Below are 14,350 nucleotides of genomic sequence, written 5' to 3'. Positions count from 1 at the left end.
ACGTCATCGCCCGTGGATCTCGGTTACCTTCTCTGGCCTCGTGCCGCTCCACTGTGACAGCAGGCAACCGCCCCGGGCAAAAACCCGCAGGCCGGCGCGCTACTTCGCCACGCGTCGAGAACGACGCGTGGACTGCGGCGGCAGCCCGGCAACGTACGACTGGACCAAATGGTTCCAACTGCAGGTCCGGCACACCTCGACGACGTGGACCGAGAACTCCTCGGCAGTCGTCGCGAGCCGCGCGATCTCCTCGTTGCTCCGTGCCGAGCCGCTGACCTGACCCAGCCGTTCGCCGAACACCCACGACACCAGGGTGACCTGCTCTTTTCGGCAGATCGGACACATCGTGGTGCTGGACCGACCGTGGAACTTCGCCGCGCGCAGGAGGTACGGACTCGCATCGCAGACCTCGGCAACGGCAGTCCGGCCGGCATGGACCGAGGACAGCCGAGCGCGCCGCTGCAGGGCGTAGTCGACGATCTGGCGTTGCACGGTTTTCAGGGTACGTGGTCTCTGCCGGGGCGTCGGTGCGACGGGTCCGGCGAGGAGGTCGCAGAAAGCGGTCCGTCGACGCACGGAGATCCGCATCACGCCCTCGCCGGATGCCCGCCGGACACCTTCCCGTCTCCTGACCGACCGCTCGTGGACATCAGTTATATCGGTGCGATACATTGGCAACTACATCGGAATGAGGTGTCGGCACGTCAGAGCGTGCCGGTACATCAAGTCCGAGGAGAAAGTGACAGATCATCGGCAGGACCGTGAAGGGGGTGGCGAAGTGCTCGAGCTGGCCATCCTCGGATTGCTTCTCGAATCCCCCATGCACGGGTACGAGCTGCGCAAGCGGCTCACCGGCCTACTCGGCGCGTTCCGTGCGTTCTCGTACGGGTCGCTCTACCCGACGCTGCGTCGTATGCAGGCCGACGGCCTCATCGACGAGCCCGAGACGCCCCTGGGCGTCAAGGTGCGGCGCGGCCGTCGCGTGTACCAGCTCACCGACGCGGGCCGGGAACGGTTTGCCGAGCTGGTGGCCGACACGGGACCCCAGAACTACACCGACGACGGTTTCGGTGTGCACCTGGCGTTCTTCAGCCGCACCCCCGCGGTTGCGCGCATGCGCATCCTCGAGGGCCGCCGCCGGCAGGTCGAGGAGCGTCGGGAGGGGTTGCGGGAGATCGTCGGACGGTCCAATCGGACCGTCGACCGGTACACCCGTCAGCTGCATCAGCTCAGCCTCGAGTCCAGCGAACGCGAAGTCCGCTGGCTCAACGAGTTGATCGCAGCCGAGAGCTCCCAGCAGGACGGCACGCCCGATCCGTTCGACACGCAGTTCGACGACGACCTCGCCGACGGCGAACGGTCACCGTTCGATCCGGGGCGGCCCACGGCCTCCACCGGACGAGCCGATGACGAACATCAAGACCCGGACTCGACGCCGAGCCGGGACGAACAGCTCGACGAACCCGAGCAACGGAAAACACCGGTTGCGCAGCGAACGACTGCGATGCCGCGAGAAGAAGGAGAACCCGACCATGGGTGAGCCCAATAAGGTGCGCGTTGCCATTGTGGGCGTAGGAAACTGCGCTTCATCCCTGGTGCAGGGCGTGCAGTACTACAAGGACGCCGACGAGAACTCCACCGTTCCCGGCCTCATGCACGTGAAGTTCGGCCCGTACCACGTCCGCGACGTCGAGTTCGTCGCCGCGTTCGACGTCGACGCCAAGAAGGTCGGCTTCGACCTGTCCGACGCGATCTTCGCGAGCGAGAACAACACCATCAAGATCGCCGACGTGCCGCCGACCGGCGTCACCGTCCAGCGCGGTCACACCCTCGACGGCCTCGGCAAGTACTACCTCGAGACCATCACCGAGGCGGACGGTTCCGGCGTCGACATCGTCCAGGCGCTCAAGGACAACGAGGTCGACGTCCTCGTCAGCTACCTCCCGGTCGGCTCGGAGCAGGCCGACAAGTTCTACGCACAGTGCTGCATCGACGCCGGCGTCGCGTTCGTCAACGCCCTCCCGGTGTTCATTGCCTCGGACCCCGAGTGGGCCCAGAAGTTCGCCGACGCCGGTGTCCCGATCGTCGGCGACGACATCAAGAGCCAGGTCGGCGCCACCATCACCCACCGCGTGATGGCGAAGCTGTTCGAGGATCGCGGCGTCACCCTCGACCGCACGTACCAGCTCAACGTCGGCGGCAACATGGACTTCAAGAACATGCTCGAGCGTGAGCGTCTGGAGTCGAAGAAGGTCTCCAAGACCCAGGCCGTGACCTCCAACCTGACCGGCTCGCTCGCCGGCAAGGTCGAGGACAAGAACGTCCACATCGGACCGTCGGACCACGTCGCCTGGCTCGACGACCGCAAGTGGGCCTACGTCCGCCTGGAAGGTCGCGCCTTCGGTGACGTGCCGCTGAACCTGGAGTACAAGCTCGAGGTCTGGGACTCCCCCAACTCGGCCGGCATCATCATCGACGCCGTGCGGGCCGCGAAGATCGCCAAGGACCGCGGCATCGGCGGACCGGTCATCCCGGCCTCGGCCTACCTGATGAAGTCCCCGCCGAAGCAGCTCGCCGACGACGTCGCGCGCGCCCAGCTCGAGGAGTTCATCATCGAGGCCTGAGCCTCGTCGAACGATCGCAGCGGCGCTTCCTGATCTGATCAGGAAGCGCCGCTGCCTTGTTTCCGTCCTCATCGGCGCCCTCGACATCGGCGCCCTCGACGTCGCGGGGACCGCACTTGCCGAAACTCCGCTCTGAGTCACCCCCGGTCTCGCAAGATAGGACAACGGTGCATCGCGTCCGCGTCGACGACTCAACATTCGAAGGTGGCTCACATGGGTTCGACAAGTGTCAGAGTGTTCATCGCTACAGTCGCCGCTGCGCTTATCGTCCTGGTGGGTTTCGCTGTCCCCGGCGAAGCGGTCGCCGCACCTCCTGCGACCCCCGTTGTCACAGTGGTCGGAGGATGCGACGGCACGAAACAGGTTCAACCGCGGAATCTGTCGTCGATCTATTGCGGCGACGCAGGCGTCATCGTCACGCAGATCACCTGGCTGGGATGGACCGATGCGTGGGCCGCCGGTTACGGCACGGAGCACCGCAGGCTGTGTAAGCCGGATTGCGCGACCGGCGGCATCCGATCGAGCCCAGTCGCGGTCTGGTTGTTCGCTCCGTCCCGAGGTGAGTTCACCCGGGTGTCGCTCTATTCGTCGGTGACGGCCGCACCGGAGACCTACCGTCTGACCGGGTTCGTTCGGTGAGTGCGACAAGGAACATCCACACCGAGTCTCACCACCTCCGCTCGACGAAACCGCAGGTCATCCAACCAAATCAGTGACCGCGCCAGACCCTTCACATAGAGTGTTGTCGATTGCTCCGAGTGGCCCGGTATCGGGCACATCGGACATCACGAGACCCCGTACCAACAGAAAGGCGCAAACCATGGGCGTGAGCCTGAGCAAGGGCGGAAACGTTTCCCTCAGCAAGGAGGCTCCGGGTCTGACTGCGGTCTCCGTCGGCCTCGGCTGGGACATCCGGACCACCACCGGAACCGACTTCGACCTGGACGCCAGCGCCATCGCGCTCGGTACCGACAAGAAGGTCGTCTCCGATCAGCACTTCGTCTTCTTCAACAACCTGCGTTCGCCCGACGGCTCGATCGAGCACACCGGCGACAACCTGACCGGTGAGGGCGAAGGCGACGACGAGGTCATCAAGGTCGACCTCGCCGGCGTTCCGCCGAACATCGACTCCATCGTCTTCCCCGTCTCGATCTACGATGCCGACGCACGCTCGCAGTCCTTCGGTCAGGTGCGCAACGCGTTCATCCGTGTCGTGAACCAGGCCGGCGGCACCGAGATCGCCCGCTACGACCTCAGCGAGGATGCCTCCACCGAGACCGCGATGGTCTTCGGTGAGCTGTACCGTCATGGGTCGGAGTGGAAGTTCCGCGCGGTCGGCCAGGGCTACGCCTCGGGTCTCGCGGGCATCGCCCGCGATTTCGGTGTGAACGTCTGAGTCCTCGTAGACTCCGGCTGTCCGCCTGAACGTACCCGTGGATGCCGCACCCGTTTTGTCAACGGGTGCGGCATCCGCGCGTCACCACTCCTCTCCGACGACGCGGTCGGCTGGTCCACTTGCACCCTAGAAAGGCCACAGTCCAGTGGTAGTAAGAATTTTCGGCCTCTCGGTCGTCGTGACGATCGTGTCGCTGATCATCGCGTTCCTCTATGGCGGTGTCGAAGCGCTGATCCTGACCGCCATCCTCGGCGTCTTCGAGATCTCGCTCTCCTTCGACAACGCGGTCATCAACGCCACGATCCTCCGCCGGATGAGCGAGTTCTGGCAGAAGATCTTCCTCACCATCGGCATCCTGATCGCCGTCTTCGGTATGCGCCTGGTGTTCCCGCTGGTCATCGTGTGGCTCGCCTCTGGTCTCAACCCCGTCGACGCACTCGACCTCGCACTGAACCCGCCGCCGAACGACGCGGCGTACTTCGCCAACGGCGATCCCAGCTACGAGACGATCATCACCGACGCCCACCCGCAGATCGCGGCGTTCGGCGGCATGTTCCTGCTGATGCTGTTCCTGGGCTTCGTCTTCGAGCAGAAGGAACTGACCTGGCTGACCTGGATCGAGCGCCCGCTCGAGAAGATCGGCAAGCTGGAAATGCTCGAGGTCGTCATCGCGATCACGCTGCTGGTTCTCACCGCGAGCTACATCGCGGCGCCGGACGAACAGTCCACGGTCATGATCGCCGGCGCGCTCGGCATGATCACCTACATCCTGGTCAACGGCCTCGGCGAGTACTTCAACGTCGAGACCGAAGAGGACGACGAGGCAGCAGAACCGGGAACCGACGCGGCCGAGAAGTCGGCGGCGGAGAAGCCCGCCGAGAAGTCCAACGGCCGGACCGGTCCGTCGGATCTCGCCAAGGCAACCGGTAAGGCCGGCTTCTTCCTGTTCCTCTACCTCGAGGTGCTCGACGCGTCGTTCTCCTTCGACGGCGTCATCGGCGCGTTCGCCATCACCGCGGACCCGATCATCATCGCCCTCGGCCTCGGCCTCATCGGTGCGATGTTCGTCCGTTCGCTCACCGTCTACCTGGTGCGCAAGGGCACGCTGTCGGAGTACGTGTACCTCGAGCACGGTGCGCACTGGGCGATCGGCGCGCTGGCGTTCATCCTGCTGTACTCGATCGGCACGCACGTCCCCGAGATCATCACCGGCCTGATCGGCGTCACGCTGATCATCGCCGCGCTGATCTCCAGCATCATCCGCCGCAACCGCCTCGCGGCGCGGGGTGAAGTGGAGAAGGTCGAGGTCTGACCCTGTCGCCAGGCCCTTCGTGACGCGCCCTCCGCAAGCTCCGGGCGCTCCTCAGGGAGCAGAGCAGACAACTGCGCCGCAGGTCCGAAAGGATCTGCGGCGCAGTTGTTTCTACTGACCGTGCACTCAGCCCTGCTGTTGACCGAGCTGTTGGGTGACCTGCTGGTTGATCTGGTGCAGACTCGGCACCGACATGCCCGGAAGGTGCCCCTGGATGGTGCGCAGGATCGACGAATCGTCGCGCACCTTCTCGCTCGACTGGACCAGAACTGTTCCGGCGCCGGTGAAGTCGAACTGACGCTCCTCACCGGAATTCAGCCCCATCCGCCGGCCCGCGGCGGCGATGAACCCGTTGACCCACGCCTCGTCGTAGTGGTGACTCGGGGACGGACAATCCGACCACCCGACGAGGGCTTCGGGGTCGACGCGCACGGGCGGTTCGACGAACATGACCGGACCGTTCGACGACGCGAGGAACTTGCCGGTGCCGATGAGCGTCAGGAAGCCCGGCACGATGGACTGGTTCAGCGACAGGTTCGGCTGGAAGGCAAGCAGATTGGCCGCCCGGATGGTCAGGTTGCCGTCTTCGAGGTCGTAGGCGTTGATGTCGTAACCGCGGTCACCGATGATCAGCTTGCCGTGCCCTTCGGCGACGACGTAGTCACCGAGGTACAGCGGGGCGGAGAACTGCTGGGCCACCATCTGCAGCATGTTGCCCTGCAGACCCTGTGTGAGTGCGGTGAACTGCATCTGACCGTAGTAGGCGATCATCGCGCCCTTGGACATGAACCAGGGTTGATCGAGGTCGATGCAGAACGAGTAGTTGTTGTCCGGCACATTGTCATCCGATGGCAGATTCATCGGACTCCACACGGTGTTGAGTTGGCTCACAGCTTCTCCTCCGATGCCTGCACGTACACGATGCCCTGCCCGGAGCACTCCAATTGCATTGCCTCGCCGCCGGTTCGACCGACATTCCGCCAACTCATCGCCGATCGCAGGCTGGTGTTGACCTGGCCTGCCGACCCGACGAACGCCTGCGGATCGACCGTCACCGGCGGCTTCTGCGGCGACACCTCCAGGTCGAAGACCCCGCCGTGTCCGAGGAGGACCGCCGAGCCGGGCCCGGACAACTGGGTCGTGAACATGCCCTGGCCGGTCACTGCACCGGCCGCCGCGTTCCGCAGCGCCCCGAACAGTCCGCCGCCACCACCGCCACCACCGCCGCCCTGCGAGGCGACCGAGACGACGGACGCCTGCAGGTTGGCGGCATAGGCGAGCAATCGCGACGCCTCGACGCGGATCGTGCCGCCGACCGCCCCGAGATCCACGACGTGCACCTCGATGCCGAGGAAGCCGTAGTGCACCTCACCGTGCCCCTGGGCGATCATCGTCGACTCGTGTTCGCCGGCGAGCATCCGACCGGCCATGCCGCCCAGTCCCGGCATCCCGCCGCCCATCCCGCCGGCACCCACGATCTGGTGGGGTTGGAAGTGCACGTCGCCCTTGTAGAAGAGCATCGCTCCGCGTCGGGCGATCACCGGACCGGTCCGGCCGATGTCGACGGAGACGACCTTGCTGTTGACCTTGGTGAACATTCTCGCTACCTCACCCTCACCGCTCGGCCGGCTGGATCGACACGACGCCACTGCCGTCCCAGCGCAACGAGAACGCCTCGCCGCCACCCTGTCCCAGGGCCGACCGCCAGGACACGTCGGTGACGAAGGACTGACTCAACTGGCCACGGGCACAGACGAAGGCGTCCGGATCGACCACGAGGGGATACTGCGGTGACACTTCGAGATGGATGAGCGGACCGCCGTTGGACAGCAAGGCGACCTGACCGTGGCCGCTCACCGTCGTGGTGAACAGACCCTGACCCGACGACGCGCCGCGCAGTCCGGCGAATGTGACGTTGGTCTGCAGGTTGCCGTTGAGCACCATCAGTTGCTCGGACTCCACCTGCAGCGTCTCGTTGTTGAGCTCGATGACCGTCGTCTCGGCGGCATTGTGGGCGAAGTAGACGATGCCGTTGCCCGACGCTTCCATGAGCGACAACGCCTCTCCGGTGGCCCGCTGTTTGAGGCCCGCGAGCACCCCGTCGCCGCCGCCGAAGCCCGCCGATTTGAAGGTGACCTGTCCCTCGTAGGCGACCATCGACCCGCTGATCGCGCGCACCGCGGAATTGTTCAGCCTGGCTTCCACCACGCGTTTGGACCGTTGTACCAACTGCATTCGACGTGCCTCTCTCGCGCCGCGGGGAGGTCGCCGATCGACCGTCCCTCGTTCGTCTCCCGACGCCACCCCCGCACCACGGCACCCGCAGGCGACCGGCATCCCAGCCCGCCGTGCGCCGGGGAATCCGGCCTCATACGGAGATGAAAATAGCCGATAGCATCGTGTGGTGCCCGGAAACTTCGTACGTCGATGGTTCGGGAACGATTCACGCACGAATTCCGCACCACCTGCATCATCGGAACAAATGACAGCGGCGTTCCTGGAGTCCGAATCCGTCCTGGCCGAGATCGATCCGGCCGTCGCCGTGAGTTCCTCGCTCGACCCCCGGTCGCGACTGCGCGCCGCCTGGTCGGAGCTCCGCGAGCAGCACGCCCAGGCGACGTCGGACTATCTCCGACTGGTGTCGCCACCCATGGGCTCACGTGTCGCACCGCAGGACCTCGACCGTTCGACGCAGGCGTTGCGGGCGATCACCGCGTCGATGCGCGACTTCGCCCAGACCAACGCCGGCACCCTCGAACGGGCGCGGGCCACGATGCGCGCCGCCGATGTCCAGGACCACGAAGCCCGGGTGGCGGCCAATCGGGCGATGACCGCCCTGGAGGGCGCGGCTCCCGCGGTGGCCCGGTTGCGGTCGGTGTCGGAGGCCACCGACGAACTCGCGCAGGCGCTCGCGGGATTCGACCAGGGCACGGGCCTACGCGAACGACAGACCGCCGCGGCGGCCGTACTCAGCTCGGCGCGACGCCTCGAACAACTTCTGGCCGAAGCACCCGCGTTCGCGGAGCGGGCACAGCAGGTCATCCGTTCGGTGGAAACCCGCCGGAGCGCGGTGTCGACCCGCAGCGCGCAGGTCCCCGACACCCTGTCCGCGCTGCGGCGGGAGTTCAGTGCCGACTGTTCTCTCGATCTCCAACGCAACGGCACGGTCGTCGACGAGCGGCTCGTGCATGCCGACGCCGAGCTCGCCGCCGCCCGGTCGATGGCCGCCGACGCCCCCGACCAGGCCATCGATCGCGCCGATGCGGCCCGCGACGACCTGGCGGTCGCCGAGAAGGCCGTCGACGCGGTGCTCGACCGGCTGCGCCTGCTGCGGGAGGTCCGGGCCGATCCCAAGGGCGCCGAGCAGCGGGTTCGTTTCCGTCTGCGCGACGCCCAGCTCTTCGCGGTCAATCATGCCCTGGTTGACGAATGGGGTTCGGTCCTCGATGCTCAGGCCGACCGGATCGAACGCGCCAAGGGGGACCTCGACCGCATCCACCCCGACTACTGGAGCTATCTGACCCAGCTGCGTGCGGTGGACGACCGGATCACCGAGATCGTTTCGCGGATGAGAGGACAGGTGGCCGCAGGATGACCACCACTGCACGACACGACGCCACCGGTCTCGAACCCGGGACGATCCGGCACTTCGACCACCTGGAGCCGTCGGTCGCCGAGCACCTGTTCTACCGGCAGCCCGAGCCGATCGAGCCGACCTGGCCCGCCCACCGTCTCGCGGTCGCCCTCGGTGCCACCCTGTATGTCCCGGCGACCCGCCCCGACCTCGCCGACGTCATCCGCCGACGTCGCGCCGAGGGGGTCATCTCGATGGTCATCGACCTCGAGGACGCGGTCGCCGACCACGAGGAGGCCGAGGCGATCGAGCGTGCCGTGGCCGCGCTGCGCAGCATCGCCGAGAACCCGGGCCGGCCGATGCTGCTGTTCGTCCGGCCGCGTTCGGCCGATCGGATCGTGCCGATCGCCGAGGCCCTGAGCACCCCGTCGGTGCTGACCGGGTTCGTCATCCCGAAGTTCGCCTCGGACAATGCGACCGCCGCCCTCGACGCGGTCGCCCGTGCGAGCGAGATCCTCGACGGGCACCTCTGGGTGATGCCGGTCCTCGAGTCGGCGTCGGTCGTGCACCGCGAGACCCGCGACGACGAGTTGACCGCCCTGGCATCGTTGCTCGGCGCGCACCGGGACCGCGTGCTGGCGGTCCGCATCGGGGCCACCGACATCTGCGGCTACTTCGGCATCCGCCGGGATCGCGACCTGACCATCTACGACGTCCGGGTGGCCGCCGACGTGATCGCCGGCATCGTCAATCATCTCGGCCGCAGCGACGAGAGCGGCTTCGTCGTGACCGGCCCGGTCTGGGAGTACTTCGCGGATCACGAGCGCATGTTCCAGCCGCTGTTGCGGCACACGCCGTTCCGCGAGAACGACGCCGTCTACTTCCGGCAGCAACTCGTCAGCCGCGACATGGACGGCCTCCTGCGCGAGATCACCCTCGACCGCGCCAACGGCCTGCACGGCAAGACGGTCATCCACCCGGCGCACGTCGCGGCGGTACACGCGCTGTCGGCGGTGACCCACGAGGAGTATCACGATGCACTCGACATCCTGGCCGGGGAGTCCGGCGGGGTACGGGCCTCGTCGTACCGCAACAAGATGAACGAGCTGAAGCCGCACCGCAACTGGGCTCTGCGCATCGTCGACCGCGCTGCCGCTTTCGGGGTGACCCGGCAGGGGGTCTCCTTCGTCGATCTGCTCACCGCGCTCGCCTCGCCGGGACCGGTTCCCTCATGAGCGATCCCGGCACCGTCGGTGTCGACTGGGTGACCGACCGTTTCGGTGTCGAGATCTCCGCCACCGGCGACGCTCGCGCGGGCCGCACGGTGCACGACCTCGTCTCGCTCGGCCTGCGCCACAATCGACGCCGTGCGCATCTGCTGGTCTCGACCGTCTTGGGCAAGCACATCCCGACCCCACCGGCGGTCGTCCGCGGCGCCGCCGACGATCTCGGTGCGGCGATCATCGCCGAGATCGGTGCCGATTCGGCGCGCGGGGCCGTCGTCTTCGGCTTCGCAGAGACCGCGACCGGTCTCGGACACTGTGTGGCCGAACGTATCTCCGCATCTCGGTATCTGCACTCGACGCGACGCAGACGACCCGGCGTGACGGTGTCGGGAACCTTCGAGGAGGGGCACTCGCACGCGACGACGCATCTCCTGCAGCCCAGTGATCCCGCCTTCCTCGACGCGACGACACCGCAGGAGGTGTTGATCCTGGTCGACGACGAGATCTCGACCGGCAAGACCGCGCTCGGTGCCATCGAGGCCATCGTCGCCGACCGGCCCCGCACGCGGTTCGTCGTGGCGTCCCTGGTGGACATGAGAACCGCTGCCCAGAGATCCGAATGCGACTCCTTCGCAGCGGAATCGGGCGTCGAGGTGACCTACGTGTCACTCGCCCGCGGATCGGTCACGCTTCCGCCCACACTGCTCGAGGACGTGTGGGGGCTCGAGGCCGACGACCTCAATCCGGTGGCACCCCGACGCGGCGACCTGGTCGCGGTGGCACTCGACTGGCCGTCGACAGTTCCCGACGGAGGCCGGCACGGGATCCTCCGCGCCGACTCGACGCACTTCCACCGGGCCGCGGACGACGCGGCGGACAACGTGACAGCGCATCTCGATCCGCGGCGTCCGGTGGTCGTCATCGGACACGAAGAGCTCATGTACGCACCGTTGTGCATCGCCGAAGCATTGGAGCGCCGGGGCTTCGGCACCGCGTATCAGACCACGACGAGATCACCCGCCCAGGTGCACGACGTCCCGGGATATCCGCTCCGTCGCGGATTCCGTTTTCTTGCACCGGAATCCGACCCGGGCAGGCCCCGGTACGTCTACAACGTGGCATCGATCGAGCACCCCGACCCCCAGGTCGTACTCGTGATCGACACACCGGCCGACACCGACGAGTTGCGCGCACCGGGCGGACTGGTCGATGTGCTCACCGCCGCCGGGCACCCGGTCGTGCTGGCCGTCCTGCCCGAAACCCACCAGCGGTCATCGGCGCAGGCACGAGAGTCGGTGCGCTGATGGACATCGCCGCCGGCACGCCACCGCTGCGCGGACCGCGGTTCGGGTCGTATGGCGCCGACGAGGTCACCTGGTTGCTCAAGAACCTGTCCGACGTGGCGCTCGAGGGTGACCTGCGCGAACGGGAACGTCGTATCCAATCCGGACAGGCGCACTACGCCGAGTCCCTGCCGATCGAATATCAGCCGGGTCCCGAGTACCAGGAACTGTTCCACGCGACGCTGCGATCCTCGGCTCAACGCCTCGCCGAAGCGGTCGGTGTCGTGTCCGAACTCATCCTGGCCGAGCGCCACTCCGCGCCGACACTGGTGTCGCTCGCGCGCGCCGGAACCCCGGTGGGCATCCTGATCCGACGGTGGATGCTCGCGGTCCACGACATCGAGCCCCGGCACTACACCATCTCGATCGTGCGCGCCCGCGGGATCGACACCGTCGCACTCGATCACATCGTCGAACGCCACCCGGCCGAGTCGGTCGTCTTCGTCGACGGCTGGACCGGCAAGGGTGCGATCCAGCGCGAACTCACCGACGCCGTCGAGGAGTACACACGCGCCGGCCGACCACAGCTGCACGACGAGCTCGCGGTGCTGGCGGATCCCGGTTCCTGCACGACGCTCCACGGAACCCGGGATGATTTCCTCATCGCGTCCGCCTGCCTCAATTCCACTGTGTCCGGGCTCGTCTCGCGAACCGTGCTCAACGCCGACCACATCGGCCCGGGGGAGTTCCACGGCGCCAAGTTCTATCGACATCTGACGGATTTCGATGTGTCGGAGGTCTTCCTGGACACCGTCAGTGCGGAGTTCGGCGCGGTCGCCGACCGGGTTCGGTCGACGATCGCCTCGATGACCCCCGAGTCGCGCCGGCCTGACTGGTCCGGCTGGCAGTCCGTGGAACGCATCCAGACCGAGTATGGCCTGTCGTCGATCAACCTGGTCAAGCCCGGCGTCGGCGAGACCACCCGGGTGCTGCTCCGCCGCGTGCCGTGGCGGATCCTGGTGCGCGCCGACGACCTGCCCGAACATCGTCACATCCGGCTGCTCGCCGCCGAACGAGGTGTGCCCGTGGAGGTCTCGCCCGATCTCGCGTACTCATGTGTCGGGCTGATCAAGGAGGACTCGTGACCGCCCTCATCGCCACGGATCTCGACCGGACGATGATCTACTCGCGCGCCGCGATGGGTGAGGAGCAGTTCGCGGCCCTGGAGCCGGTGTGCGTCGAGATCTACCGTGAGGCGCCGCTGTCGTACATGGCGCCGACCGCCGTCGAGCTCATGTCCCGGCTGGCACGTGAGGTCGTCGTCGTGCCGACGACCACCCGGACCCCGGCGCAGTACGCGCGGATCACGTTGCCGGGCAGTCCGTTCCGCTATGCCGTGGTCAGCAACGGTGGCCGGATCCTCGTCGACGGGGCCGATGACCCGGACTGGCGAACGCACATCGATCGCGAGGCGTCCCGTGCCGGCGCCACGCTGGATGAGGTACTGGGCGAGCTCCGAAACCGCATCGACGACTCCTGGGTGACCGCGCTGCGTACCGCCGACGACCTCTTCTGTTATCTGGTCGTCGACCCCTCTGCCCAGCCTCCGCACTTCCTCGGGCACTGGCAGGAGTGGTGCGATGCGCGTGGCTGGACCGCGTCCCAGCAGGGCCGGAAGATCTACGCGACCCCACAGCCGGTGACCAAATCGGCGGCGATCGCCGAGGTCCGGCGACGGCTGGTCGCCGACGGGACCCTCGACGAGTCGGCGGCGCTCTGCGCGGCCGGTGACGGCTGGCTCGACACCGACCTGTTGCTGGCCGCGGATCACGCGATCCGCCCGCGGCACGGTGAGCTGGAGTCGCTCGGATGGTCGTCGCCGGGACTGACGATCACCGCGGACACGGGAGCCCTCGCGGGTGTCGAGATCCTGCGGTGGTTCGGCGACCGCAGCGGCCTGGACCTGAGCCGAGCCGTCGGCGTCGACGCGCGCTGATCAGGTGGGCATCGAGCCGAGGACGTCGGAGTGCCCGTGGCGTCGGCACCAGCTGATCAGGTACGGCGCGTGCAGGCCACACCACCGGTAGACGGCCGCCTGCGTCATCGGCAGCGATGCCTCGTGCTCACCGCGTTCGACGATGATCGGCCCGAGGTAGTGGCTCGTCACCTTGTTGGCCGTGTTCGGCGACACCGTGGCAACCCGAGCGAGTGACGAGTTGTCCGACGCGCTGCCCGCGGCGATCGCCCCGGCGAGTCGACCCGCGGTGTGGCCGCGTCGCCCGGTGAACAGCTCGTAGAGCGGTGGACGCGGTCCGTCGGAGGCCTTGTCCGGCAGCCCCTGACCGAGCGCCACCGATCGCACGACGCCGACCAGCGAGGCAAATCCGTCGGACCTGGCGATGACGCCCACCACCTCGTCGCGCAGTCGCGCCTCGTCGAGATGATCCTGTTCCATGCCGAGGCCCTGGGTCACCAGGACGACCGGGGCGTGCCGGTCGTGCTCCTCGAGGACGTCGATGATGTCGAGACCGTCGAAGGTCCATTCCACATCGGGCCGATTCCACACGAGATCCGCCACCACGACATCGAATCGCACGTTGCCGGCGACGCAGTGGACGAACTCGTCCCGCCCGGCGGCAACGGTGACCGTGGCCTGATCGAGCGACTTGGCCAGCGGGACCGCGATCACGTGTCCCAGCGGCGAAGCGACCAGTACCCGCAGGTGGTTCGGCACAGCATGATCTTGCTCGAAGATTCGTCATCGTGCGTGATTTCGCACGCGATTCGTTACCCGGGTGTGTAGTTACCTGGCTCTGGCCCGATACGGTCCGAGATACCGGTGACAAACAGTCTCAACTTCGTAAGGCTGAAGAAGTAGACGTTCGAGAAACGAAAGTCTTCGACGCCCGATCGCGAGCCAGCTCGATCGTCCGAG

The 14,350-nt window shown here is 66.9% G+C and carries 15 protein-coding genes; 10 read left to right on the top strand and 5 right to left on the bottom strand.

The window, feature by feature from the left end; translation table 11 throughout:
* Window positions 1-99: 99 nt before the first annotated feature.
* Entirely contained in the window at window positions 100-492 is a 393-nt protein-coding gene (locus CA982_RS14740) for a DUF5318 family protein (RefSeq protein ID WP_086536041.1), read from the bottom strand.
* Window positions 493-778: 286 nt separating this feature from the next.
* Here CA982_RS14740 and CA982_RS14735 point away from each other — a divergent pair, with 286 nt between their 5' ends.
* The 5 genes from CA982_RS14735 to CA982_RS14715 all read left to right on the top strand — a co-directional run bounded on the left by CA982_RS14735 (window position 779) and on the right by CA982_RS14715 (window position 5,332).
* The gene (locus CA982_RS14735) at window positions 779-1,540 is read left to right on the top strand and encodes a PadR family transcriptional regulator (protein WP_086536040.1); all 762 of its coding nucleotides are present in this window, start codon (window positions 779-781) and stop codon (window positions 1,538-1,540) included.
* Entirely contained in the window at window positions 1,533-2,624 is a 1,092-nt protein-coding gene (locus CA982_RS14730; RefSeq protein WP_086536039.1) for an inositol-3-phosphate synthase, read from the top strand. The genes CA982_RS14735 and CA982_RS14730 overlap by 8 nt, the downstream gene beginning before the upstream one ends.
* Window positions 2,625-2,837: 213 nt before the next feature.
* On the top strand, window positions 2,838-3,263 hold the full coding sequence (locus CA982_RS14725) for a hypothetical protein (RefSeq protein WP_086536038.1): 426 nt from the start codon (window positions 2,838-2,840) through the stop codon (window positions 3,261-3,263).
* 181 nt (window positions 3,264-3,444) lie between these two features.
* Window positions 3,445-4,020 carry a TerD family protein gene (locus CA982_RS14720; protein ID WP_086536037.1) on the top strand — a complete coding sequence of 192 codons (576 nt, stop codon included), beginning with the start codon at window positions 3,445-3,447 and terminating at the stop codon, window positions 4,018-4,020.
* Window positions 4,021-4,165: 145 nt separating this feature from the next.
* The gene (locus tag CA982_RS14715; protein ID WP_086536036.1) at window positions 4,166-5,332 is read left to right on the top strand and encodes a DUF475 domain-containing protein; all 1,167 of its coding nucleotides are present in this window, start codon (window positions 4,166-4,168) and stop codon (window positions 5,330-5,332) included.
* Between the two features lie 126 nt (window positions 5,333-5,458).
* On the opposite strand, the gene CA982_RS14710 is transcribed toward CA982_RS14715, so the two are convergent.
* The 3 genes from CA982_RS14710 to CA982_RS14700 are packed head-to-tail and all read right to left on the bottom strand — an operon-like array spanning window position 5,459 to window position 7,567.
* Window positions 5,459-6,223 carry an AIM24 family protein gene (locus CA982_RS14710; RefSeq protein WP_086536035.1) on the bottom strand — a complete coding sequence of 255 codons (765 nt, stop codon included), beginning with the start codon at window positions 6,221-6,223 and terminating at the stop codon, window positions 5,459-5,461.
* Window positions 6,220-6,930, bottom strand: a complete 711-nt coding sequence (locus CA982_RS14705) for an AIM24 family protein (RefSeq protein WP_086536034.1) — start codon at window positions 6,928-6,930, stop codon at window positions 6,220-6,222. The genes CA982_RS14710 and CA982_RS14705 overlap by 4 nt, the downstream gene beginning before the upstream one ends.
* 16 nt (window positions 6,931-6,946) lie before the next feature.
* The gene (locus CA982_RS14700; RefSeq protein WP_086536033.1) at window positions 6,947-7,567 is read right to left on the bottom strand and encodes an AIM24 family protein; all 621 of its coding nucleotides are present in this window, start codon (window positions 7,565-7,567) and stop codon (window positions 6,947-6,949) included.
* A 247-nt stretch (window positions 7,568-7,814) separates the two neighbouring features.
* Between CA982_RS14700 and CA982_RS14695 the strand changes: the two genes are divergently transcribed.
* The 5 genes from CA982_RS14695 to CA982_RS14675 are packed head-to-tail and all read left to right on the top strand — an operon-like array spanning window position 7,815 to window position 13,411.
* Window positions 7,815-8,927: a coiled-coil domain-containing protein gene (locus CA982_RS14695; protein ID WP_086536032.1), complete on the top strand. Its 1,113-nt coding sequence runs from the start codon at window positions 7,815-7,817 to the stop codon at window positions 8,925-8,927.
* The gene (locus tag CA982_RS14690; RefSeq protein ID WP_086536031.1) at window positions 8,924-10,141 is read left to right on the top strand and encodes an HpcH/HpaI aldolase/citrate lyase family protein; all 1,218 of its coding nucleotides are present in this window, start codon (window positions 8,924-8,926) and stop codon (window positions 10,139-10,141) included. The genes CA982_RS14695 and CA982_RS14690 overlap by 4 nt, the downstream gene beginning before the upstream one ends.
* Entirely contained in the window at window positions 10,138-11,436 is a 1,299-nt protein-coding gene (locus CA982_RS14685; protein WP_086536030.1) for a phosphoribosyltransferase family protein, read from the top strand. Before CA982_RS14690 ends, CA982_RS14685 begins: the two co-directional genes overlap by 4 nt.
* On the top strand, window positions 11,436-12,560 hold the full coding sequence (locus CA982_RS14680) for a cysteine protease StiP family protein (RefSeq protein WP_086536029.1): 1,125 nt from the start codon (window positions 11,436-11,438) through the stop codon (window positions 12,558-12,560). The genes CA982_RS14685 and CA982_RS14680 overlap by 1 nt, the downstream gene beginning before the upstream one ends.
* Complete coding sequence (locus CA982_RS14675; RefSeq protein WP_086536028.1) at window positions 12,557-13,411, top strand: HAD family hydrolase; 855 nt, start codon at window positions 12,557-12,559, stop codon at window positions 13,409-13,411. Before CA982_RS14680 ends, CA982_RS14675 begins: the two co-directional genes overlap by 4 nt.
* On the opposite strand, the gene CA982_RS14670 is transcribed toward CA982_RS14675, so the two are convergent.
* On the bottom strand, window positions 13,412-14,149 hold the full coding sequence (locus CA982_RS14670) for an MSMEG_1198 family transcriptional regulator (protein ID WP_086536027.1): 738 nt from the start codon (window positions 14,147-14,149) through the stop codon (window positions 13,412-13,414). It lies immediately after the preceding gene.
* Window positions 14,150-14,350: the final 201 nt, after the last annotated feature.

The sequence above is a fragment of the Gordonia lacunae genome (genome assembly GCF_002149015.1).
Classification (GTDB): domain Bacteria; phylum Actinomycetota; class Actinomycetes; order Mycobacteriales; family Mycobacteriaceae; genus Gordonia; species Gordonia lacunae.
The sequence above is the reverse complement of the archived record's forward strand: the minus strand, read 5'-3'. Positions and strand labels throughout refer to the sequence as shown.